This is a genomic window from Hydrogenophaga sp. NH-16 (assembly GCF_004006415.1).
GTDB lineage: Bacteria > Pseudomonadota > Gammaproteobacteria > Burkholderiales > Burkholderiaceae_C > Hydrogenophaga > Hydrogenophaga pseudoflava.
The window spans coordinates 199,168-222,541 of sequence record NZ_CP029344.1 but is presented as its reverse complement, the minus strand read 5'-3'; the positions used below and the strand labels follow the sequence as shown (position 1 = coordinate 222,541).

Here is a 23,374-nt window from a genome sequence, read left to right as displayed (position 1 = left end):
GGAGACCATGAACGCCATCGAACTCGCCCGCGCCATCCCCAAGGCCGAACTGCACATCCACATCGAGGGCTCGCTGGAGCCCGAACTGATCTTTGCCCTCGCGCAGCGCAACGGCGTGTCGCTCACCTACCCCAGCGTGGAGGCGCTGCGCTCGGCCTACGCCTTCACCGACCTGCAGAGCTTCCTGGACATCTACTACGCCGGCGCCAGCGTGCTGCTGCAGCCGCAGGATTTCCACTACATGGCCTGGGCCTACTTTCTGCGCGCCAAGGCCGACAACGTCATCCATACCGAGCTGTTCTTCGACCCCCAGACCCACACCGCGCGCGGCGTACCCATGGCGTCGGTGATCGAGGGTCTGTCTGGTGCCTGCAAACGTGCGGAATCCGAGCTGGGCATCAGCTCGGCGCTGATCCTGTGCTTCCTGCGCCACCTCAGCGAGGAAGACGCCTTCGCCACGCTGGAGGCGGCGCTGCCGTACCGCGGGCACTTCATCGGCGTCGGGCTGGATTCGAGCGAAGTCGGGCATCCGCCCGAGAAATTCGAGCGTGTGTTCGCGCGCTGCCGCGAACTGGGCCTGAAGCTCGTGGCCCACGCGGGCGAGGAGGGACCACCCGAGTACATGTGGCAGGCCATCGACCTGCTGAAAGTACAGCGCATCGACCACGGCGTGGCCGCGCTGCAGGACCCGCTGCTGATGGCCGAGCTGGCCCACACCCGGATGCCGCTGACCGTGTGCCCGCTCTCCAACCTCAAGCTCTGCGTGGTGGACGACCTGCGCGACCACCCGCTGAAGAAGATGCTGGACGCTGGCCTGTGCGCGACGGTCAATTCGGACGATCCAGCCTACTTCGGCGGCTACATGAACGCAAATTTCGAACAGACGGTGCAGGCCCTGGACCTCAGCCGCGAGGACGTGGTCCAGCTGGCGCGAAACAGCGTGGAGGCCAGCTTTGTCTCCGAGCAGCGCCGGCGCGAGATGTTCGACCGCATCGCCGCGTGCGCCGTGGGCTGAGGCCCCCTTAAGCGTTTCCAAAGTGTCGCAACCCACAATTTCGCCCATTCGTTTGGCGAAGGAGTGGGGCGGTGACGATGCGCAAGACGGGGCTGCCGTGGCAATGGTTGCCTGTGCTGGCCGTGCTGGCCTGGGCCCTGTTCCTCAGGCTGGACTACTTTGCGCCCGGGCGTTCCCTCTGGCTCGACGAGGCGATGCTGGGGGTGAACATCCAGCGCCAGAGCCTGTCCGGTCTGGTGCAGCCGCTGCTGTACGACCAGGCCGCACCACTCGGATTCCTCCTGCTCCAGTGGCTGATCCACCACCTGCTGGGTGGCTCCGACGACCTGTTGCGGGTGGTCCCTCTCCTGGCCGGTCTGGCCCTGCTGCCGATGGTGTTCCTGCTGGCGCGCCAGGACGGCAGCAGGCCCTTCGCCTGGTTGGCCCTGGCGCTGGTGGCGCTGGCGCCCGAGCATGTGCGCTACAGCAGCGAACTCAAGCAGTACTCGCTGGATGCGCTGGTGGCGGCGTATCTGATGTGGTGTTTCGGCGAGGCACTGAAGCAGCCAGCCGAGTCGCGGGCGCGCACACGGCTGGCCCTGTCCGGTGCGCTGGCGGTGTGGTTTTCCCATCCGTCGGTATTCGTGCTGGCCGGGCTGGGCGGCGCGGTGGTGTCGCTGCACTGGCGCGAGCTGCGCGCCCCGTCGTTTCTCCGCTCCTGGGGCGGCGTGGCCACCGCCTGGGCGATCAGCTTCGCGGTGCTGTACCTGCTGCACCTTCGTCATGTGGCGGCCAACCCGTCCCTCATCGACTTCTGGCGCCGCAGCTTCGCGCCGCTGCCGCCCTGGTCGCACTGGGGCTGGTACCGCGCCGGCCTGTCGGGCGTTCTGAACCATCTGTTCTCCATGCATGCGGGAGTGCTTCCGTCGGTGCTGCTGCTGCTTGGGACCGCGTCGCTCTGGGTGCGCCGACGGCCCCTGGCCCTGGCCATGGTGCTCACGCTGGTGGCCACGCTGGTCGCCTCGGCGCTGTCGCGCTACCCGTTCCACGGGCGGTTCCTGCTGTTCATGATGCCCGCCGCTGCCCTGGCGCTGGCCGAAGGGGTGGAGCGCTGCCGTCAATGGCTGCGCGACCGGCACCCGGGGCTGTCAGGCAGCGTGTACCTCGGACTGGCCAGCCTGCTGCTGTTCCATGCCGTTGACCTTGACAGGCAGCATCTGCGGGACCACCCGGTGATGGAGGAGATCAAGCCGCTGATGAAGGAGGTGGCTGACCACCGGCGCGTTGGGGACCAGATCTATGTGTACTACGGCGCGGTGCCCGCGTTCTCCTTCTACGCAGCGCGGTACGGGTTCGAAACCGGCGAGTTTGTTGAAGGGACTTTTCACCGCTGGGAGCCGGCGCTCTACCTGAGCGAGATCGATCGTGTGCTGGGCGCGGGCCGGACCTGGTTCGTTTTCAGCCACAACTGCAACCACTGCCGGCCGCGCGTCAGGGTCAACGAGCAGCGTTTCATCCTCGACCACGCGGACCGCCGGGGAGCGCTGATCGAACAACTGGACGGCCCCGGCACCACGGCCTACCTGTACGACCTCGGACCGCCACGGTCCGACCCGGGGCTGGCAGCACACCGGTAAAATCACGTTCCAGCGAGCCGGTGCTTCCCCGGCTCGCTTTTTTTGTCTTCCGGAAGCCATGTAGAGGACCACCATGTACAAAAACCTCGCTGCCGCGCTCGCGGCCGCCTGTTTTTTCTCCCCCGCTTTTCCCCAATCCACGGCGCCGGTCAAGGCCGCGTTCGTCTACGTCGCGCCACTCACCGACGCCGGCTGGGTGCGCCAGCACGACCAGGGCCGCCTGGCCGTGGAGGCCGCGCTGCCTGGCCAGGTCAAGACCAGCTACGTCGAGAACGTGGCCGAAGGCCCGGACGCCGAGCGCGTGATCCGCGACCTGGCGATGCAGGGGAATCAGATCATCTTCACGCCCAGTTTCGGCTACATGGAACCCACGCTGAAAGTGGCGCGCGAGTTCCCCAACGTGAAGTTCGAGTCAGTCACTGGCTACAAGACCGCGCCCAACGTGGCGGCGTCCAATGCGCGCTATTACGAAGGCCGCTACCTCGCCGGCATTGCCGCCGGCCGCATGGCCACGCAGGCCGGTTACGTGGCGGGGTTCCCGATTCCCGAGGTGTTGCAGGGCATCAACGCCTTCACCCTGGGCATGCGTTCGGTGAATCCCCAGGCCACCGTGCGCGTCGTGTTCCTCGGTGAGTGGTTCAACCCGCCGCGCGAGCGCGACGCGGCCATGAGCCTGATGAACCAGGGCACCGAGGTACTGGCCTTCCACACCGGCTCCAATGCGGTGATGGTGGCCGCGCAGGAGCGCGGCAAGCTGGCCGTGGCCTACCACTCCGACATGCGCAAGGTCGCGCCGGACGCGCAGGTCGCTGCCGTCACCCACCAGTGGGGCGACTACTACACCCGCCGCGTCAAGGCCGTGCTGGACGGCCGCTGGCAGAGCGGCAGCATCTGGGGCGGTGTGCGCGAGGGCATGATCCGCGTCGACAGCTTCGGCAGCAAGGTGCCGGCCGCCGTGCAGGCCGAGGTGCTGGCGCGTCAGAAAGACATGGCCAACGGCCGGCTGACGGTATTCGCTGGGGGCAAGACGGGTGTGAAGGACAACGAGGGCAAGACCATGATCGCCGCCGGCCAGTCGCTGGACGATGGCGCCATCCTGGGCATGAACTGGCTGGTCGAGGGCGTGGCCACGAAGCTGCCGCGATGACGCGCGCCTCCGAATGGCGACTATGTGGCAGGCGCTATGCGGCCGGTCCCCGGAGCCGCTAAGCTCCGGGTTCGATGAAAGCCTACCGTGCCGCCCTTCTGAGATTCGATGACCAAGGCCAGCCGCTCTACGACAGCGACGGCCTGCTGGTCGTCGGCCCCGATGCTTCCGGTCGCAAGGTGGTGCGCGCCGCGGGCAGCCACGACGCACTCATCGACCGCTTGGCCGGTGTCGCAGTTGAAGACCTGCGCGGCCACCTGATCGCACCCGGCTTCATCGACCTGCACGTGCACTACCCGCAGACCGACGTGATCGGTGCACCGGCCGCCGGCCTGCTGCCCTGGCTCGAAAACTACACTTTCCCGCACGAAAGCCGCTTCGCCGACAAGGCCTACGCCCGTGGCGTGGCGGAGTTTTTCTTCGACGAACTGGCGCGCCATGGTGTGACCACCGCGCTGACGTTTGCCACATCGCACCCGGTCTCGGTGGACGCCGCCTTCGAGGCCGCCCAGGCGCGGGGTCTGCGCTTCATCACCGGCAAGGTGCTGCAGGACCGCCACAGCCCCGACGGTGTGCGCGATGAGACCGAGCAGAGCCTGATCGACACTGAAGCACTGATCCGGCGCTGGCACGGAGTCGACCGCCTGGGCTACGCCATCACCCCGCGCTTTGCGCCCACCAGCACCGACGAGCAGCTGCGCGGCGCGGGCGAACTGGCCGCGAAATACGGCGACGTGTGGATCCAGTCGCACGTGGCCGAGAACCGGGACGAGGTGAAGTGGGTGGCCGAGCTCTACCCGCGGGCCCGCAGCTACCTGGGCGTGTACGGCGACTTCGGCCTGCTGCGCGACCGTGCGGTCTATGCCCACTGCATCCACCTGGACGCACACGACCGCATCCTCATGCGCGAGACCGGTGCGTCGGCGGCCGTCAGCCCCACCAGCAACCTGTTCCTGGGCAGCGGCTTCTTCGACTACGCCGCCGCCGACGCGGCCGGCATGCGCTACGGCCTTGCCAGCGATGTCGGTGGTGGCACCAGCTTCTCGCCCTTCCACACCATGCTCGCCGCCTACTACATCGGGCGGGAGGGGCACACCAAACCGGGCCTGAGCCTGACGCCCGGGCAGCTCTGGTGGCAGCACACCGCGGGCGCAGCGCGTGCGCTGGGGCTCGAACGCGTGGTGGGCAACCTCACTCCTGGGCACGAAGCCGACTTCGTCGTGCTGGACCCGAAGGCCACGCCGCTGCTGGAGCGCAAGACGGCACAGGCCGATTCACTGGATGAGCTGCTGTTTGCGCTGATCGTGCTGGGCGACGACCGCCTTGTCGCAAAGACCGTGACGGCGTGATCCTTACAATCTGCGGCTTACCTCCGGAGCACGCAGCATGAGCATCAAGAGCGACAAATGGATCCGCCGCATGGCCGAGCAGCACGGCATGATCGAGCCTTTCGAGCCGGGCCAGATCCGGCAGAACGCCGCGGGCCAGAAGATCGTCAGCTATGGCACCAGCAGCTACGGCTACGACATCCGCTGCGCACCCGAATTCAAGGTCTTCACCAACATCCACAGCACCGTGGTGGACCCGAAGAACTTCGACGAGAAGAGCTTCGTCGACATCAACTCCGATGTCTGCATCATCCCGCCCAACAGCTTCGCTCTGGCGCGCACCGTGGAGTACTTCCGCATTCCGCGCAGCGTGCTGACCATCTGTCTGGGCAAGAGCACCTATGCCCGGTGCGGGATCATCGTCAACGTCACGCCCTTCGAGCCCGAGTGGGAAGGCTATGTGACGCTGGAGTTCTCCAACACCACGCCCCTGCCCGCCAAGATCTACGCTGGTGAAGGCTGTGCCCAGGTGCTGTTCTTCGAGAGCGATGAGGTCTGCGAGACCAGCTACAAGGACCGGGGCGGCAAGTACCAGGGGCAAGTGGGCGTGACCTTGCCCAAAACCTGAGACGGCGTTCTCTAGACGGAAAAACCCATATTTTCGGCTTGACTTTTGTCAGGCAGGTTTCATCGCTGCCCGATAAAATCAAGAGGTTTGTCCGATTCCACCCCAATCCGGTGCGAAATTGCCCTTCCAAATGATGCCCGTCTGCCGGGCGCCCGCTTTTCTCGACCAGCATGTCCGAATCCACCTCCGCCGCTTCTTCGCCTGAACCGATTCCCCTCGGGCAGCCCCTGCCTCACCGCAAGGTGATCCGGGGCTGGCTGACGCCGATCGCCGAGCAGCGGACGGCCATGGGCATCGTTCTGCTGGCCGTCGACTGGGCGGTCTTCCTGGCGCTCATCGTCGGCACGGTGCTGCTGGACGCCTGGTGGGCCAAGCTGCTGTGCGGCCTGGCCGCGGGTTTCGTGATCGGTCGCCTGTTCATCATCGGCCACGACGCCTGTCACCAGAGCTACACGCCGCACCGGGGCCTGAACCGCATCCTGGGTCGCATTGCCATGGTGCCCTCGCTCACCCCCTACAGCCTGTGGGAAGTCGGCCACAACGTGGTGCACCACGGCTACACCAACCTCAAGGGCGTCGACTTTGTCTGGGCCCCGCTGACCAAGGAAGAGTTTGAAGGCCTGACGCCGGGCCGCCGCTTCATGGAGCGCATCTACCGCAGCGGCTGGGGTCCGGCGCTGTACTACCTGGTCGAGATGTGGTGGAACCGCATGTATTTCCCGCGCAAGACCTACATGGGCACCAGCCGCCCCGAATTCACGCGCGACGGCGTGTTCGTGACCGTCTACGCCGCGCTGTGGATCGCCGCACTGATCGGTGCCGCCTACGCCACCGAACAGTCCGCCTGGGCCCTGGTGGGCTACGGTTTTGTCATCCCGTTCCTGTTCTGGAACGCGATGATCGGCTTCGTGGTCTACGTGCACCACACCCACACGGCGGTGCAGTGGCACGACGACAAGCACGCCTGGGCCAAGGCCGCGCCCTTTGTGTCCACCACCGTGCATCTGACCTTCCCGATGAAGATCGGCGCGCTGATGCACCACATCATGGAACACACGGCGCACCATGTGGACATGAGCGTGCCGCTGTACAAGCTCAAGAACGCCCAGAAGCTGCTGGAGGACACGCTGCCCGGCCGCATCATCATCCAGCGCTTCTCCTGGCGCTGGTACTTCGAGACCGCGCGCAAGTGCAAGCTCTACGACTTCACGCGCCGCTGCTGGACCGATTTCCAGGGCCGCCCGACCAGCGATTTCAAGCCGGCTGTGGCCTGAAATCCTCAGCCCCGGTACTTTCTCAAGCGCTGCCTCGGCAGCGCTTTTTATTGCTGCTTTCGTTTGCATAATGTGGCGATGGCCCCGCCGCAGGCGGCCCGAGGAGCAGTGCATGAAATGGGAAAACAACCGCCAGTCGGACAACATCGAGGACCGCCGCAACCAGCCGGGAGGCGGCATGTTTGGCGGCGGTGCCCCGCGCCGTGTGGGCGGACGTGGCATCGGCTTCGGCACCATCGTGATCGCGCTGATCGCGGGCTGGATCTTCGGTATTAACCCGCTGACCATCCTGGGGGCGCTGGGCGACGGGGGTGAGCTGGTGTCCGGCCCTGCTCAGACGGTACCGGCGGGGAGCACCGACAGGCCGGACGATGAGATGGGGCGCTTCGTCTCCTCCGTGCTGGCTGGCACCGAGGATGTCTGGACCGCCATGTTCCAGCAGGGTGGTGCCCAGTACCAGCAGCCCCGGCTGGTGCTGTTCCGGGGCGCGACACCCACGGCCTGCGGGACGGGGCAGTCCGCCATGGGCCCGTTCTACTGCCCGGGCGACCAGAAGGTCTACATCGACCTGAGCTTCTACGACACTCTGCGACGCCAGCTCGGTGCGCCGGGCGACTTTGCCCAAGCCTATGTGATCGCGCACGAGGTGGGGCACCACGTGCAGAACCAGATGGGCCTGACGGAAAAGATGGAGCAGGCCCGGCGCCGTGTCAGCGAGCGCGAATACAACGCGCTGTCGGTGCGGCTGGAACTGCAGGCCGACTGTTTTGCCGGCATATGGGCGCATCACAACCACAAGAGCAAGGCGATCCTGGAACCCGGCGATGTCGAGGAAGCGCTGAATGCGGCGGCCGCCATCGGCGACGATGCCCTGCAGCGCAAGAGCCAGGGGCAGGTGGTCCCGGACAGCTTCACCCACGGCACCAGCGAACAGCGCCAGCGCTGGTTCCACAAGGGGCTGGAAACCGGCAGCGTGCAGGCCTGCGACACCTTCAACACGCGGGCCCTCTGAGTGCCGCTGCCCAACATTTGGGCAATCAAGGGTCAAAGTGAGACAATAGACGGCTAACCTGAAAGTCCATGACCCAATCCTTTTCCGAACTCCAGCTCTCGCCCAACCTCGCCCGTGCCATCGCGGAAATGGGCTACGAGAGCATGACACCCATCCAGGCGCAGGCCATTCCGGTCGTGCTGCAAGGGCGCGACGTGATGGGTGCCGCGCAGACCGGCACCGGCAAGACGGCGGCCTTCTCGCTGCCCCTGCTGCAGCGCATGCTCAAGCACGAGAACGCCTCCACCTCGCCCGCACGCCACCCGGTGCGCGCCCTGGTGCTGCTGCCGACGCGCGAACTGGCCGACCAGGTGGCCGACCAGATCAAGCAGTACGCCAAGCACACCCAGCTGCGCAGCACGGTGGTGTTCGGCGGCATGGACATGAAGCCGCAGACGCTGGAGCTCAAGAAGGGTGTCGAGGTGCTGGTGGCCACGCCGGGCCGTCTGCTGGACCACATCGAGGCCAAGAACTGCGTGCTCAACCAAGTCGAGTACGTGGTGCTCGACGAAGCCGACCGCATGCTGGACATCGGCTTCCTGCCCGACCTGCAGCGCATCCTGAGCTACCTGCCCAAGACCCGCACCACGCTGCTGTTCTCGGCCACCTTCTCGCCCGAGATCAAGCGCCTGGCCAGCAGCTATCTGCAGGACCCGATCACCATCGAGGTGGCGCGCTCCAACGCCACGGCCTCCACGGTGGAGCAGCATTTCTACCGCGTGGACGACGACGACAAGCGCCAGACGCTCAAGCAGATCGTGAGAGAGCGTGGTGTGACGCAGGCCTTCGTCTTCGTCAACAGCAAGCTCGGCTGCGCCCGCCTGGCCCGTTCGCTGGAGCGTGAAGGTCTCAAGACCACGGCCCTGCACGGCGACAAAAGCCAGGACGAGCGCCTGAAGGCGCTGGATGCCTTCAAGAAGGGTGAAGTCGACCTGCTGGTCTGCACCGATGTGGCTGCGCGTGGTCTGGACATCAAGGACGTGCCGGCGGTGTTCAACTTCGACATCCCGTTCAACGCCGAGGACTACGTGCACCGCATCGGCCGCACGGGCCGCGCCGGGGCGTCGGGTCTGGCCGTGTCCTTTGTCAGTGGCAAGGACACGCGCCTGATGGCCGACATCGAGAAGCTGATCGGCAAGAAGCTTGAGCTCGAAGCGCTGGAGTTGGAGGCCGACCGCAAGCCCGCTGGCCGTTTCAACGACGGCCAGCGCGCCTGGCGCGAAGGCGACGACGAAGGTCGCCGCGAGATCCGCCAGGCCCGCGAAGCGCGCGAGCCCCGTGAACCGCGCGAAGAACGCCGTGCATCGCGTCCGGCGCGTGCGCCTGCTGACCCGCTGTTCGACAAGCCCTATGAGCCCGCCCTGGCGGCAGACGCCAAGCCGTCCTGGGAGGCCGCGGCAAAACCGGCGGCCACCAGCCGCCTGTCCCCCAACATCAAGTCCCGCAAGAAGGTGCCGGCGCTGTTCAAGGCTTCGGCTCCGGCGGAAAACACCTGAGCCCGCGGGGCTCAGGCGCCCGGCTTCTGGGCCTGCGCGCAGCGCACGCTGATGCGTTCGGCATCGCCGTCGGACCCGATCCGGGCCGCGGTCAGGCAGCCGCCCCACACGCACCCGGTGTCCAGCGCCAGCAGATCGTGGCGCGGCACCTCGCCCAGGGTGGACCAGTGCCCAAAGGCGATGCGGGAGCCTTCGCTGCGCCGCTGCGGCACCTCGAACCACGGCATGAAGCCCGCAGGCGCTGACGCTGCGCTGTCCTTGGTCTCGAATTCCATCACACCGTCGGTGCTGCAGAAGCGCAGCCGCGTGAGCGCGTTCACGATCACGCGCAGCCGGTCGAGCCCGTGGAGCTGCTCGTTCCACCGGTCGGGCCGGTTGCCGTACATGTTGTGCAGGAACACGCCCCAGTCCGGGCCGCGCAGTTCGCTTTCGAGTTCGGCGGCCAGGGCCAGTGTCTGCGCCGCATCCCACTGTGGCAGCACGCCCGCGTGCACCATCAGCCAGCCCTGCATCTGCAGCGCCAGGGGGCGTGCGCGCAACCAGTCGAGCAGGGCAGCCCGGTCGGGGGCCTGCAGGATGTCGTCCAGCGTGTCGCTGCGATGCGGCTTGCGCACGCCGTGCGCGACCGCCAGCAGGTGCAGGTCGTGGTTGCCCAGCAGGCAGTGGGCGCTGGCCTCCAGCGCCACCATGCGCCGCAGCACTGCCAGCGACTGCGGTCCGCGGTTGACCAGGTCGCCCAGCAGCACCAGGGTGTCGCGGCTGGGAGAAAACGCGATCTCGTCGAGCAGGCGGGCCAGGGCGTCGTCGCAGCCCTGCACATCGCCGATCAGGTAAAGTGCCATCGCCCGATTATGGATACCCTGCTGATCATTTTTCTCACGCTGCTCAACGGCGCGTTCGCAATGTCCGAGATGTCCCTGGCGGCCAGCCGCAAGGCGCGCCTGGCGGCGATGGCAGAGGTGGGCGACAAGGGCGCACAGACAGCGCTGCATCTGCTGGAACACCCCACGCAGTTCCTGTCGTCGGTGCAGGTGGGCATCACTTCCATCGGCATGCTCAACGGCATCGTCGGTGAGGCAGCATTCAGCGACGACCTGTCGGCCTGGATCCGCACTTTCGGCGTGGCCGACGGCACCGCCCAGGGCGTGGCCACCGGCATCGTGGTGGCGGTCATCACCTTCGTGACCATCGTGTTCGGGGAACTGGTGCCCAAACGCATCGGCCAGCTGTACCCCGAAACCGTGGCCCGCTGGGTCTCGCGCCCGATGGCCTACGTCGCCAAGGGGGCCAAGCCCTTCGTCTGGCTGCTCACGCACACCACGCAGTGGGTGCTCAAGCTGCTGCGCATCGACACCAGCGCGCAGCAGATCGTGACCGAAGAGGAAATCAACGCCAGCCTGGAAGAGGGGGTGGACGCCGGCATCATCGAGGCGCACGAGCACCAGATGGTGCGCAACGTGTTCCTGCTGGACGACCGGCAGCTGATCTCCATCATGGTGCCGCGCGCCGATATCCACTGGCTGGACGCCGCCGACAGCATTGAGGGCGCCGCGGCGCAGGCCTGGTCGGTGGGGCACTCGTGGTACCCGGTATGCCGCGGCGGGCTGGACGATGTGGTGGGCGTGATCCACCTGCCCCGCCTGCTGGCCTTGCGCGAGGCGGGCACGGCCGGAACCATCGGCGAGCATGCCCAGCCCGCCACCTTCGTGCCCGAGACCCTGACCGGCATGGAGCTGCTGGAGCAGTTCCGCGAGCGCGCCACGCGCATGGCCTTCGTGGTGGACGAGTACGGTGTGGTGCAGGGGCTGATGACGCCCATGGACCTGCTGGAGGCGATCACCGGCGAGCTGTCGCCCGAGCGGCCGGTGGACGCCTGGGCCACGCCCCAGGCCGACGGCTCCTGGCGCGTGGACGGTGCCATGCCTGTGGCCGAGCTCAAGGCCCGCCTGGACATTGATGAGCTGCCGGATGAGGACAAGGGCCGCTACAACACCGTGGCCGGCCTGATGCAGGCCGAGGCCGGCCAGTTGCTCGCGCAGGGCGAGGGCGTCGACTGCGCGGGCTGGCACTTCGAGGTGATCAAGCTCGAAGGCCGGCGTATCGACCAGGTGCGCATCAGCCCCTTGGCCCAGCCCCTCACCGATGGGTGAACAGCCAGTCCTTGAAAGCCTGCGCCGCTGCTGACAGGCGCTTGCCGCGCGGCACCACCACGTGCCAGCGGCGAATGAGCGGGAAGCCCCTCACGTCCAGCTGAACCAGCTCGCCCAGCGCAAGCTCCGCCGTCACCGTGTGGGCCGACAGCACGGCCAGGCCCAGGCCGCCGGCCACGGTCTGCTTGATCGCCTCGTTGCTGCCCACCTCCAGCCGGTTCTTCATCGTGATGCCGTGGTCGGCAAAGAACTTCTCCGACGTCAGGCGCGTGCCCGAACCGGGCTCGCGCAGGATAAACGGCTCGCTTCTCAGCCGTTCGGGGGCGATGCGCTTCTTGCCCACCAGGGGGTGGTCGGGCGGCGCCACCAGCACCAGCGGGTTGTCGGCAAAGGCCTCGCTGACCACGTCCATCTGATCGGGCGGCTGGCCCATGATGTAGAGGTCGTCCTCGTTGCCCGCCAGGCGCTGCAGCAGCTTCTCGCGGTTGCCCACCACCATCGCCACGTCGATGCCCGGGTGCGCCGCGCAGAAGCCGCCGAGCAGCTTGGGCACGGTGTACTTCACCGTGGTCAGGATGGCCAGCTTGACGCTGCCGCGCTCGACCCCCTGAAGCGCGGCGAGGTCTTCGCCCAGCCGTTCCATGCGCGCCTCGATGTCCTCGCAGGCCGCAGCCAGCGTGCGGCCGGCAGCGGTCAGGTAGATCTTCTTGCCCAACTGCTCGAACAGCGGCTGGCCCACCGATTCCGACAGCTGCTTGACCTGCAGCGACAGCGTGGGTGGCGAGAGGTGCAGCGCCTCGGCGGCGCGCGCGAAGCTGCCGTTCTGCGCGACGGCGTGAAAGATGCGCAACTGGTGCAGGGTGGCGTGCCGCAGGCTCACGGGGGTGTCCAGTATGATTTGAAAATCAGAACATCATCGTCAGAACATTTTACTTTTATTTATTGTTCAGGAGGCCAAGAATCCGCTCCATTCCCACCCAACCAGGAGCAATGCAGATGGCGACGAAAACCTACAACGCGGGCGTCAAGGAGTACCGCAGCACGTACTGGGAGCCCCACTACACCCCCAAGGACACCGACATCCTCGCGTGTTTCAAGATCACGCCGCAGCCCGGCGTGGACCGCGAGGAAGTGGCCGCCGCCGTCGCCGCCGAGTCGTCCACCGGCACCTGGACCACGGTCTGGACCGACCTGCTGACCGACCTGGACTACTACAAGGGACGCGCCTACCGCATCGAGGACGTGCCCGGCGACGACACCTGCTTCTACGCCTTCGTGGCCTATCCGATCGACCTGTTCGAGGAGGGCTCGGTGGTCAACGTGCTGACCTCGCTGGTGGGCAACGTGTTCGGCTTCAAGGCCCTGCGCGCCCTGCGCCTGGAAGACGTGCGCTTCCCGATCGCCTACGTGAAGACCTGCGGCGGACCGCCCCACGGCATCCAGGTCGAGCGCGACATCATGAACAAGTACGGCCGCCCGCTGCTGGGCTGCACCATCAAGCCCAAGCTGGGTCTGTCGGGCAAGAACTATGGCCGCGCCGTGTACGAATGCCTGCGCGGTGGCCTGGACTTCACCAAGGACGACGAGAACGTCAACAGCCAGCCCTTCATGCGCTGGCGCCAGCGCTTCGACTTCGTGCAGGAGGCGATCGAGAAGGCGCAGCGCGAGACCGGCGAGCGCAAGGGCCACTACCTGAACGTGACCGCGCCCACGCCGGAAGAGATGTACAAGCGCGCCGAATACGCCAAGGAACTGGGCGCGCCGATCATCATGCACGACTACCTGACCGGCGGCCTGTGCGCCAACACCGGTCTGGCCAACTGGTGCCGCGACAACGGCATGCTGCTGCACATCCACCGCGCCATGCACGCCGTGCTCGACCGCAACCCGCACCACGGCATCCACTTCCGCGTGCTGACCAAGGTGCTGCGCCTCTCGGGCGGTGACCACCTGCACTCGGGCACCGTGGTGGGCAAGCTCGAAGGCGACCGCGCCTCGACCCTGGGCTGGATCGACATCATGCGCGACAGCTTCATCAAGGAAGACCGCAGCCGCGGCATCTTCTTCGACCAGGACTTCGGCTCCATGCCCGGCGTGATGCCGGTGGCCTCGGGCGGCATCCATGTCTGGCACATGCCGGCGCTGGTCAACATCTTCGGCGACGACTCGGTGCTGCAGTTCGGTGGCGGCACCCTGGGCCACCCCTGGGGCAACGCGGCCGGCGCTGCCGCCAACCGCGTGGCGCTCGAAGCCTGCGTCAAGGCGCGCAACGAAGGCGTGGCGGTTGAGAAGGAAGGCAAGGCCGTGCTGCTCGAGGCCGCCGAGCACTCGCCCGAACTGCGCATCGCCATGGAGACCTGGAAAGAAATCAAGTTCGAGTTCGACACCGTGGACAAGCTCGACATCGCCCACAAGTGAACCCGCACCCCATCAACGCAAAGGACAGCACCATGAGCATGCAGGACTACCACAGCCGCCTCTCCGACCCCGCCAGCCGCAAATTCGAGACCTTCTCCTACCTGCCGGCGATGAGCAACGACGAGATCCGCAAGCAGGTGGCGTACATCGTCGGCAAGGGCTGGAATCCGGCCATCGAACACACCGAGCCGCAGTACCTGATGGACTCGTACTGGTACATGTGGAAGCTGCCGATGTTCGGCGAGACCGACATCGACCGCATCCTGGCCGAGGCCGAGGCCTGCCACAAGGCCAACCCGGACAACCACGTGCGCCTGATCGGCTACGACAACTTTTCGCAGTCGCAGGGTGCGTCGATGGTGATCTACCGCGGAAAGACCGTCTGAACGGGGAGGGCCCATGAGCGAAACATTGGATGCCTACAGAGTCTCGCAGCAACCCTACTACCGACCCGTCGCCGACGAGGTCGAGCTGTTCGAAGCCGCGTACTCGGTGCGCATGCCCATGATGCTCAAGGGTCCCACCGGCTGCGGCAAGACGCGCTTCGTCGAGCACATGGCCTGGAAGCTGAACAAGCCCCTGATCACCGTGGCCTGCAACGAAGACATGACGGCCAGCGACCTGGTCGGCCGCTTCCTGCTCGACACCAACGGCACCCGCTGGCAGGACGGCCCGCTGGCCATGGCCGCTCGGCACGGCGCCATCTGCTACCTCGACGAAGTGGTCGAGGCGCGCCAGGACACCACGGTCGTCATCCACCCGCTGACCGACAACCGCCGCGTGCTGCCGCTGGAAAAGAAGGGCGAGCTGGTCAAGGCCCACCCGGATTTCCAGATCGTCATCTCCTACAACCCGGGCTACCAGAGCCTGATGAAGGACCTGAAACAGTCCACCAAGCAGCGCTTTGGCGCGCTGGACTTCAACTACCCCGAACACGCGGTCGAGGCCGAGATCGTGGCGCATGAGACTGGCGTGAGCGCCGACGTGGCCGGCAAGCTGGTCGGCATCGCCGAGCGCGCGCGCAACCTCAAGGGCCACGGCCTGGACGAAGGCATCTCCACCCGCATGCTGATCTACGCAGGCAGTCTGATCGCGCAGGGCGTGGCCGCGCAGGCCGCGTGCCGTGTGGCCTTGGTGCGTCCGATCACGGACGACCCGGACATGCGCGACGCCTTGGATGCGGCGGTCGCCACGTTCTTCTGATCCATAGAGGTCCGCCATGAGCGTCCACCTGCACGACCACGCCGAGTGGGCCGACCAGCTCGCCCCCGCCTCGCGCGAGCTGCTGGCGCACAGCTGGTCCGACGCGACCAAGGTGTTCTCCGCGCGGGGCCTGGACAACTACGTGAAAGGCGCCGCCGCGTTGCGCGGCCTCGGCCGTGGCCACGAACTGGTCAACGCCTGGATCGACGGTGCGCCGCAGGTGGCCAAAGAGATCGGCGAGGACGTGGTGGGCGAACTCGCGACCACCGCGCTGCTGCTCGCGTCCAAGACCTCGGGCGCGGTGATCGAGCTGGTGCTGGCCACCGCGCCCACCGCCGCACGCCGCCTGGCCGACGGTGCGCTGTTTCTGCAGTACCTGCAGTTCCTCAACACCCTGGTGGCGCAGGCGCCGCGCGGCCTGCGGCCCATGCTGGGGCAGCTCGACGCGCTGTTCGGCCAGCTCACGCTGGGTGGCCTGCGCCGCTGGGCCACCTGGGGCGCGCAGGCCCACCGCACCAACTACGAGGAGCAGATCGCCTACTTCGGCTTGCAGTCCAAAGAGTCGCTGGCCATGCTGCGGAAGGAGCGCAAAGGCACGCTGCTGGTGGACGTGCAGCGGCGCATCAACATGTACCTGCGCGCGCTCTGGGGCCGCGACTTCTTCATGCGCCCGACGGCGGGGGATTTTGAATCCCGTGACGGTTACCGCCCTTTCATCGAGGACTATTTCATCCACCTGCCCGACGCGTATGACGCGGTGGACGGCCACAGCGGCACGGTGGATGCGACCGAGCTCTACCGCGCCGCCGCCGCGCACGCCGCGGCCCACGTGGTGTTCACGCGCCGGCCGATCTCGGCCGAATCGCTCAGTCCCTGGCAGATGGCGCTGATCGGTGTGGTGGAGGACGCGCGCATCGAGACGCTGACGCTGGCGCGGTTCCCGGGCCTGCGCCCGCTGTGGGCCAGCCTGCACACTGGACAGGCCACCCAAGACAAGACCGCCGGCGACTGGCTGGGCCGCCTGGCGCGTGCGCTGCTCGATCCGGCGTATGAGGACGCCAACCCCTGGATCGCCCAGGGCCGAACATTGTTCGCCGAGGCGACGCAGCGCCTCCAGGCCGATCCGCACGACAACACCGTGTCGTGGGACATCGGCGTGCAGCTGGCGCACAGCTACCGTGAACTCACGCAGGGGCCGGCGTTCCAGCCGCGCACCGACGTGCAGACCGCGGCCTACCGCGACGACAACCGCTATTTCTGGGCCTTCGACGGCTTCGACTTCGAGCGCTCCATCGCCACCGGCTACGAGCCGCCGCAGCAGCTGCGCAAGCAGGTGAACCTGATGGAGTTCGTCAACGAGCTGGAAGTGGAGGGCGCGGGCGACGACGCGCAGGAGATCTGGGTGCTCGGCACCGAGCTGTTTCCCTACGAGGACCTGGGCGTGTCCTTCAACGAAAGCGAAGGTCGCGAGCCGGTGCTGCCGCCGGTGCACTATGGCGAGTGGGACCACCTGATCCAGCTCGAACGCCCGGCCTGGGCCACGGTGCAGGAGCGCCGCCCCAAGGTGGGCGACGCGGCGGTGATCGACGCCATCCTGGTGGAGCACCGGCGCCTGATCGGCCGCATGAAATACATCCTGGACGCCATGCAGCCGCAGGGCGTGCAGCGCATCCGCAAGCTCGAAGACGGCGACGAGATCGACCTGAACGCCGCGCTGGCTTCGCTCACCGAGCTGCGCATGGGCCGCCAGCCCGACCCGCGCATCATGATGCGCAGCGTGCGCAAGACACGCGACATCTCGGTGCTGGTGCTGCTGGATTTGTCCCAGTCAACGAATGACAAGGTGGCGGGCCAGGAGCACACGGTGCTGGAACTGACGCGCTCGGCCTGCGCGCTGCTGGCCGACGCGATCCAGAAGGTGGGCGACCCGTTCGCCATCCACGGCTTCTGCTCCGACGGCCGGCACGACGTGAACTACTGGCGCTTCAAGGACTTCGACCAGCCCTACGACGACCTGGCGAAAGCACAGCTGGCCGGCATGGAAGGGCAGCTGTCCACCCGCATGGGCGCCGCCATCCGCCACGCCACGGCCGCGCTCAAGGCGCAGCGCAGCAGCAAGAAGCTGCTGCTCGTCATCACCGACGGCGAACCGGCCGACGTGGACGTGCGCGACCCGCAGTACCTGCGGCACGACACGAAAAAGGCGGTGGAAGAGGCCGGTCGCCACGGTGTGACGACCTACTGCATGAGCCTGGACCCGCGCGCCGACCAGTACGTGCGCCGCATCTTCGGCGAGCGCCACTACCTGGTCGTGGACAAGGTGGAGCGGCTGCCCGAGAGGCTGCCGGTGCTGTATGCGGGGCTGACGCGCTGAGCGGCGGGACTCAGGCCGCTACAGCGGCCGTGGCCCGCAGCGAGCCGAACAGGTTCTTGGGATCGGCCAGCGGCGGCACCAGGGCGATGCGCTCGCCCAGGCCCAGATGCTCGGCGGTTTGCTGCATGAAGCGCAGGGCCGAGAAGTCTTCCAGCGCGAAGCCGACCGAGTCGAACACGGTGACCTGATCGGCGCTGTCGCGACCGCTGCGTTCGCCGCGCAGCACCTGCCAGAACTCGGTGACGGCAAAGTCCGCCGGCTGGTGCTGGATCTCGCCCTCGATGCGCGACTGCGGCTCGTACTCCACGAACACCTTGGACGCATGAAGGATGTCGCCGTGCAGTTCGGTCTTGCCCGGGCAGTCGCCGCCCACGGCGTTCAGGTGCATGCCGGGTTGAATCATCTCGGGCGTGAGGATGAGCGCGTTGCGCTTGTCGGCGGTGACGGTGGTGACGATGTCTGCGCCACGCACCGCCTCGGCCGTGCTGGCGCAGACGGTGACGCGCAGGCCGCTGCCCTGCAGGTTGCCCACCAGCTTGGCGCTGGCGGCCGGGTCCACGTCGTACACGCGCAGCTCGGTGATGCCCAGCAGGTGCTGGAAGGCCAGGGCCTGGAACTCGCTCTGCGCGCCGTTGCCGATCAGCGCCATCACGCGGCTGTCGGGGCGCGCCAGCACCTTCGCGGCCAGGGCCGACATGGCGGCTGTGCGCAGTGCGGTGGTCAGGGTCAGTTCGCTCAGGAACAGCGGTGCGCCGGTGGCCACGTCGGCCAGCACGCCGAACGCCATCACGGTCGACAGACCCAGGCGGGTGTTGCCGGGGTGGCCGTTGACGTACTTGAAGCTGTAGCGCTGCGCGTCGGCCACGGGCATCAACTCGATCACGCCGACGTCGGAATGCGCGGCCACGCGGGCCGTCTTGTCGAAATCGGCCCAGCGCAGGAAGTCGGCGCGGATGTTCGCGGCGATGGCCTCGATGCAGGCGGCCACGCCGTGGCGGCGCACCAGCTCGGCGGCTTCGGGGGCGCCCAGGTAGAGCGTGCCGGCTTCCACGAAGCGGGCGAGATCGGGGTTCTGGACGGTGGTTTTCATGGCTTGTCTTCGGGCAGCACAGGGGGAGCTGGCAGTGTGGCGGAGGGCAGAGGCAATGAAAACCGCCAAACTTGTACTGAAACGGCAGAAAATCGGTCACATCGACAGATTTCGCTGACGTTTTGATCATGGACGACCTCGACCAACGCCTCATCGCCCTGCTGCGCCAGGACGCGCGCCTCTCGGTCGCCGACCTGGCGCACAAGCTGCAGGTCTCGCGCGGCACGGTCACCAACCGGCTGCGCAAGCTGGAAGACACCCAGGTGATCGTGGGTTACACCGTGCGTCTCAAACCCGAGGCGCAGTCCGAACGCATCCGCGCCTGGATGGGGGTGCAGGTCGAAGGCAACCGCACGCGCGAGGTGATCGCCAGCCTGCTGGGCGAACCGTCTGTGGCGGCCCTGCACGACACCAACGGCCGCTGGGACCTGCTGGCCGAGCTGGCGGTGGGCTCGATGGCCGAGCTGTCGCAGGCGCTGGAGCGCATCCGCCTGCTGTCCGGCATCCGCGGCACGGAGACCAGCATCCTGCTGACCTCGTACCGCTGACCCGAAGCCGCCGTCGTCCAAGCCGCCGTCAGGGCCGGGGCGCCACCTCGATCCGCCACCAGGACGGCAGCAGGCGCCGCACCTCGGCGCGGGCGAAGCGGTCGTCCAGCAGCCAGACGCAGCCCCGGTCCTGTTCGGAGCGGATCACCCGCCCGGCCGCCTGCACCACCCGCATCAGGCCCGGGAACAGGTAGGTGTGGTCGTAGCCGTGGCCGGTGCGCTGCTGCAGCCGCTCGCGCATGCGCTCGTTCTCGGCGTTGACCTGGGGCAGGCCCAGGGTGGCGATGAAGGCGCCCACCAGCCGCTCGCCGGGCAGGTCGATGCCTTCGCCGAAGGCGCCGCCCAGCACCGCGAAGCCCACGCCCTGGCCGCGTTCGACAAAGCGGGCCACGAAGGCGTCGCGCTCGGGTTCCTCCATGCCGCGTGTCTGCGCCCAGTGCGGCAGGTCCGGGTGGCGCTGCGCCAGCCGCTGCCGGGCCAGATCCAGGTACTCGAAGCTGCTGAAGAATGCCAGGTAGTTGCCGGGGCGCTCGTGGAACTGCGCGCCGATGACGTCCACCAGTGCGTCCAGCGAGCGCAAGCGGTCGGCGTAGCGGGTCGAGATCCAGGGCGCGATCCGCACCCGCAGCTGCTCGGCCGCGAACGGCGAAGGCAGGTCGACGTGTGCGGCATCGGCGGGCAATCCTAGCATCTCCTCCACATGCTCCACCGGGGCCAGCGTGGCGGAGAACAGGGTGGCGCTGTGCGCCCCCGCCCAGCGCGCTTCGAGCCAGGGCGCCGGCACCACGTTGCGGATGCGCAGCGTCGGCAGCCGCCGGCCACGCCCGCCCGGTGGTGCCACCCACGGCCCCGCTTCGCACAGCGAGTGCTCGCCGAAGCCTTCGGCGATGCGCACGAAATGCAGCGTTTCGAACACCCAGTTCTGCAGCGCGGGGTCGGGTGCGGGACCGGGTTGCGGGGCCAGCAGATCGAGCAGGGTGTTGCAGGTGTTCTGCAGGGTGGTGGCCCAGTCGTCCGGCAGGCCGTCGGCCAGCGCCTGCGTGCCCTCGGCCGGCGGGAGTTCGCGGGCGAAGGCGCTCCAGCGCCGGTGCAGGGCGTCCATGGCTTTGCGGATGTCCGGGGTCGCCTCGTGCCGCTGGCGCAGGAACTCGTGCGCGTTCAGTGTGGCGCTGTACATGCTGCGCGCGCGGTCGATCAGGTTGTGCGCCTCGTCCACCAGCAGCGCGGTGCGCCAGCCCTGGTCTTCGGCCAGTGCGAACCAGTGCGCGCCCACGTCGAACCAGTGGTTGTAGTCGCCCACCAGCACGTCGCACCAGCGCTGCATCTCCTGGCCGAGGTAGTAGGGGCAGACGCCGTGTGCCAGCGCCAGTGCGCGCAGGCGGTCCCGGTCCAGCCAGGCGGCCTGCGCCGCCGCCTCGCGCGCGGCGGGCAGGCGGTCGTAGAAGCCGCGCGCCAGCGGGCAGGACTCGCCGTGGCAGGCCTTGTCCGGGTGCTCGCAGGCCTTGTCGCGCGCCAGGCGTTCGAGTACCCGCAGCGGCAGGCGCGTGGGAGCGCCCAGCCGCTCCAGCGCGTCCAGCGCCAGCTGCCGGCCGGTGGTGCGGGCGGTGAGGAAGAGCAGGCGGTCGGTGCCCTGGTCGGGCATGGCGCGCAGGCTGGCGAACACCGTGGCCATGGTCTTGCCGATGCCGGTGGGGGCCTGGGCCAGCAGGTGGCGCGCGCGGGTGTTGGCGCGGTACACATCGGCCGCCAGTTCGCGCTGCCCGGTGCGGAACGAGGGAAAGGGAAACGCAAGCGCCGTCAGGGCCTCGTCCCTTGCATGCCGGTGCAGCTGATCGGCCCAGGCCCAGGCGAAGTACCGCTCGCACAGGTCCTCGAAGAAGTCCCGCAGCGCATCGGCGGTGCAGGTCTCGGTCAGCACCGTTTCCTGCCCGCTGTCGATGTCGAAATAGACCAGGGCCACCTCGATCTGCGCCAGTGACAGCTGCTCGCACAGCATCCAGCCGTAGACGCGGGCCTGTGCCCAGTGCAGGGCCTGGTGGTTGGCCGGCACACGACCGGCGTCGCCGCGGCGGGTCTTGATCTCCTCGACGCGCCGGGCCACGGGGTCAAACCCATCGGCCCGGCCCTGCACCACCAGCGGGCCGAAGCGGGCGCTCAGCGCCAGTTCGCGCTGGTAGCCGGCGCCGCGCCGCGCGGTCACGGTCTGGTGCCCCGCGATGCCTTCGACGCCGGTCGGCGAGGGCGTGAAGCGCAGGTCGAGGTCGCCGCTGCGCGCGGTGAAGTGGCACAGCGTGCGCACCGACACGGCGATGTCGACGACCGGAAACATGGGCGGATGAACCAAGGGAAACACCAGAGGGAGCTGGTCATCGTACTGGATATATAGTCAGTCCATCATGGATGACGCATCCGATTCCCCACGCGATCCTGGCCCCGTGCTCACGCGCATCCACCACCGGCGGCTGCGCGAGATCCACCGCTCGGCCGGCTGGCCCTGCCAGGACATGGTCGAGGTGGAACTGCTGGCCGCAGGCCTGCTGGAGCGGCGGCTGGACGAGGGGCGGGAGTCGCTGCGCGTGACGGAAGCGGGCATCCAGGTGCTGGCGCGGGTGTTCGCCGGCAACAAGGCGGCGCGTTCGGCCCACGAGGCCCTGGTGGAGCAGGTGGCCACCGCGATGGCCCGGTCCGGGCGCCTGGCCTGGCGGGGGCTGGCGCTGCGGGTCGCGCTGCCCATGGAACTGCTGACCGGTGAGTCGTCCGAGCTGGTGGCCGCCGAGCCGGCGCCGCAGGGGCTCTGGACCGAGCTGGCCGCGCCCGAGCCACCCCCGGCGCACGGCTGGTGCATGGCCTGTCCCGACGTGTTTTCGATCCGCAACTCTTCGGTGGAGGCCTACCTGGAGCCGGTGGTGCACGAGATCAAGGTGCACCGCTCGGACCTGCTGGGCGACCTCAAGAAGCCGGCCAAGCGCGCGGCCTACCTGGGCATGGCCGGCGCCTGCTGGTACGTGCTGGGGGAAGACACCAAGGGGCGACCCATCGGCGCGCCCGACGAAGTTCCGGCCGAGTGCGGCGTGATGCTGGTCGAGCGCGGTGCGCTGCGGGTGGCGCGCGAGGCGCCCCGGCGTGCGGTGGAGCGGCTGCCCTTCCACGTGTGGATGGCGCTGGCCAAGGCCGGGCCGGCCTGGCGCGAGGACGACCCCTCGCAACAGGCGCTCTGAGCGGGTGCCCGGGCGGCGACGGCTACAATCGTGTGGTCATTGGGGAGTAGCCGCTCTTCATCTCGAAGAGGCCCGCGTCAACACACTTGTCCGTTCCCGGACATGGCGCTGGCAGTCCCGCACCTGGCAAGACCTTTGACCACGATGCTCCGCTGAGAGGCCGGGGTGCGTCGTGGTCAAACGCGTTCTGTGCCGGCCCGTGAAAGTTTCCCCACATGGAATCCCTGCTCGTCTCCACCGGAGTTGTCGCGCTCGCTGAAATCGGCGACAAGACGCAACTGCTGGCCTTCATCCTCGCCGCGCGCTTCAAGAAACCGCTGCCCATCATCGCCGGCATCCTGCTGGCGACCATCGTCAACCACGGCCTGGCCGGTGCGCTGGGCGCCTGGATCACGGCGCAGGTGAGTCCAGAAGTCCTGCGCTGGGTGCTGGGAGCCTCGTTCATCGGCATGGCGGTCTGGACCCTGATCCCCGACAAGATCGAGGAAGAGGAAACCCAGGTCGCACAGAAGCTGGGTGTGTTCGGCGCCACGCTGATCACCTTCTTCCTGGCCGAGATGGGCGACAAGACGCAGATCGCCACGGTGGCCATGGCCGCGCACTACGCGACACCGCTTATGGTGGTGATCGGCACCACCCTGGGCATGCTGATCGCCGACGTGCCGGCGGTGTTTGTCGGCGACCGCCTGGCCAACAGGATCCCGATGAAGCTGGTGCACTCGATCGCCGCCGGCATCTTCGCCGTGCTGGGGGTGGCGACCCTGCTGGGCGCGGGTTCCAGTCTCGGTTTCTGATGAGCGCCAGCCGGGTTGTGGGGC

General features: G+C 67.7%; 20 protein-coding genes and 1 riboswitch. Of the genes, 16 read left to right on the top strand and 4 right to left on the bottom strand.

The genetic code is table 11. The annotated features are described in order from the left end of the window. Positions 1–7: 7 nt before the first annotated feature. From DD542_RS01085 to DD542_RS01050, 8 genes are all read left to right on the top strand, one after another. Entirely contained in the window at positions 8–1,015 is a 1,008-nt protein-coding gene (locus tag DD542_RS01085) for an adenosine deaminase (RefSeq protein WP_127803160.1), read from the top strand. A gap of 71 nt (positions 1,016–1,086) precedes the next feature. Next, a complete protein-coding gene (locus DD542_RS01080; RefSeq protein WP_127803158.1) occupies positions 1,087–2,631 on the top strand; it encodes a glycosyltransferase family 39 protein in 1,545 nt (514 codons plus the stop codon). Between the two features lie 73 nt (positions 2,632–2,704). Beyond that, positions 2,705–3,778 carry a BMP family ABC transporter substrate-binding protein gene (locus DD542_RS01075; protein WP_127803156.1) on the top strand — a complete coding sequence of 358 codons (1,074 nt, stop codon included), beginning with the start codon at positions 2,705–2,707 and terminating at the stop codon, positions 3,776–3,778. A 74-nt stretch (positions 3,779–3,852) separates the two neighbouring features. Further along, positions 3,853–5,127: a guanine deaminase gene (guaD, locus tag DD542_RS01070; RefSeq protein ID WP_127803154.1), complete on the top strand. Its 1,275-nt coding sequence runs from the start codon at positions 3,853–3,855 to the stop codon at positions 5,125–5,127. A 37-nt stretch (positions 5,128–5,164) separates the two neighbouring features. Then, positions 5,165–5,734: a dCTP deaminase gene (gene dcd / locus DD542_RS01065; protein ID WP_066156404.1), complete on the top strand. Its 570-nt coding sequence runs from the start codon at positions 5,165–5,167 to the stop codon at positions 5,732–5,734. A 170-nt stretch (positions 5,735–5,904) separates the two neighbouring features. After that, on the top strand, positions 5,905–7,008 hold the full coding sequence (locus DD542_RS01060; protein ID WP_127803152.1) for a fatty acid desaturase: 1,104 nt from the start codon (positions 5,905–5,907) through the stop codon (positions 7,006–7,008). A 112-nt stretch (positions 7,009–7,120) separates the two neighbouring features. Continuing rightward, complete coding sequence (locus DD542_RS01055) at positions 7,121–8,020, top strand: neutral zinc metallopeptidase (protein ID WP_079364682.1); 900 nt, start codon at positions 7,121–7,123, stop codon at positions 8,018–8,020. Positions 8,021–8,088: 68 nt separating this feature from the next. Next, entirely contained in the window at positions 8,089–9,555 is a 1,467-nt protein-coding gene (locus tag DD542_RS01050; protein WP_127803150.1) for a DEAD/DEAH box helicase, read from the top strand. An 11-nt stretch (positions 9,556–9,566) separates the two neighbouring features. On the opposite strand, the gene DD542_RS01045 is transcribed toward DD542_RS01050, so the two are convergent. Then, on the bottom strand, positions 9,567–10,397 hold the full coding sequence (locus tag DD542_RS01045) for a symmetrical bis(5'-nucleosyl)-tetraphosphatase (protein WP_127803148.1): 831 nt from the start codon (positions 10,395–10,397) through the stop codon (positions 9,567–9,569). 9 nt (positions 10,398–10,406) lie between these two features. Here DD542_RS01045 and DD542_RS01040 point away from each other — a divergent pair, with 9 nt between their 5' ends. Continuing rightward, positions 10,407–11,705, top strand: coding sequence for a hemolysin family protein (locus DD542_RS01040; RefSeq protein WP_079364685.1), 1,299 nt, complete (start codon positions 10,407–10,409; stop codon positions 11,703–11,705). Here the strand turns inward: DD542_RS01040 and DD542_RS01035 are convergent. Then, positions 11,692–12,585, bottom strand: coding sequence for a LysR family transcriptional regulator (locus tag DD542_RS01035; protein WP_066156422.1), 894 nt, complete (start codon positions 12,583–12,585; stop codon positions 11,692–11,694). The two genes, DD542_RS01040 and DD542_RS01035, sit on opposite strands and share 14 nt — an antisense overlap. A gap of 116 nt (positions 12,586–12,701) precedes the next feature. Here DD542_RS01035 and DD542_RS01030 point away from each other — a divergent pair, with 116 nt between their 5' ends. Genes DD542_RS01030 through DD542_RS01015 form a run of 4 tightly spaced genes read left to right on the top strand, consistent with a single transcriptional unit; the run spans position 12,702 to position 17,700 of the window. Further along, positions 12,702–14,123, top strand: a complete 1,422-nt coding sequence (locus DD542_RS01030) for a form I ribulose bisphosphate carboxylase large subunit (RefSeq protein WP_066156645.1) — start codon at positions 12,702–12,704, stop codon at positions 14,121–14,123. Between the two features lie 38 nt (positions 14,124–14,161). After that, on the top strand, positions 14,162–14,509 hold the full coding sequence (locus DD542_RS01025) for a ribulose bisphosphate carboxylase small subunit (protein ID WP_347232073.1): 348 nt from the start codon (positions 14,162–14,164) through the stop codon (positions 14,507–14,509). Between the two features lie 13 nt (positions 14,510–14,522). After that, on the top strand, positions 14,523–15,326 hold the full coding sequence (locus DD542_RS01020; RefSeq protein ID WP_127803146.1) for a CbbQ/NirQ/NorQ/GpvN family protein: 804 nt from the start codon (positions 14,523–14,525) through the stop codon (positions 15,324–15,326). Positions 15,327–15,342: 16 nt separating this feature from the next. Then, positions 15,343–17,700, top strand: coding sequence for a nitric oxide reductase activation protein NorD (locus tag DD542_RS01015; RefSeq protein ID WP_127803144.1), 2,358 nt, complete (start codon positions 15,343–15,345; stop codon positions 17,698–17,700). A gap of 10 nt (positions 17,701–17,710) precedes the next feature. Here DD542_RS01015 and DD542_RS01010 read toward each other — a convergent pair whose 3' ends face one another. Next, entirely contained in the window at positions 17,711–18,790 is a 1,080-nt protein-coding gene (locus DD542_RS01010) for an ornithine cyclodeaminase (protein ID WP_127803142.1), read from the bottom strand. A gap of 128 nt (positions 18,791–18,918) precedes the next feature. Between DD542_RS01010 and DD542_RS01005 the strand changes: the two genes are divergently transcribed. Continuing rightward, a complete protein-coding gene (locus DD542_RS01005; protein WP_127803140.1) occupies positions 18,919–19,338 on the top strand; it encodes an Lrp/AsnC family transcriptional regulator in 420 nt (139 codons plus the stop codon). A gap of 28 nt (positions 19,339–19,366) precedes the next feature. Here the strand turns inward: DD542_RS01005 and DD542_RS01000 are convergent, their stop codons facing one another. Next, complete coding sequence (locus DD542_RS01000) at positions 19,367–21,667, bottom strand: ATP-dependent DNA helicase (RefSeq protein WP_127803138.1); 2,301 nt, start codon at positions 21,665–21,667, stop codon at positions 19,367–19,369. 67 nt (positions 21,668–21,734) lie between these two features. Here DD542_RS01000 and DD542_RS00995 point away from each other — a divergent pair, with 67 nt between their 5' ends. Together DD542_RS00995 and DD542_RS00990 are read left to right on the top strand one after the other, a co-directional pair. Further along, the gene (locus tag DD542_RS00995; RefSeq protein WP_127803136.1) at positions 21,735–22,556 is read left to right on the top strand and encodes a hypothetical protein; all 822 of its coding nucleotides are present in this window, start codon (positions 21,735–21,737) and stop codon (positions 22,554–22,556) included. 29 nt (positions 22,557–22,585) lie between these two features. Beyond that, positions 22,586–22,759, top strand: a riboswitch (yybP-ykoY riboswitch). 12 nt (positions 22,760–22,771) lie between these two features. Then, complete coding sequence (locus tag DD542_RS00990) at positions 22,772–23,350, top strand: TMEM165/GDT1 family protein (protein WP_127803134.1); 579 nt, start codon at positions 22,772–22,774, stop codon at positions 23,348–23,350. Positions 23,351–23,374: the final 24 nt, after the last annotated feature.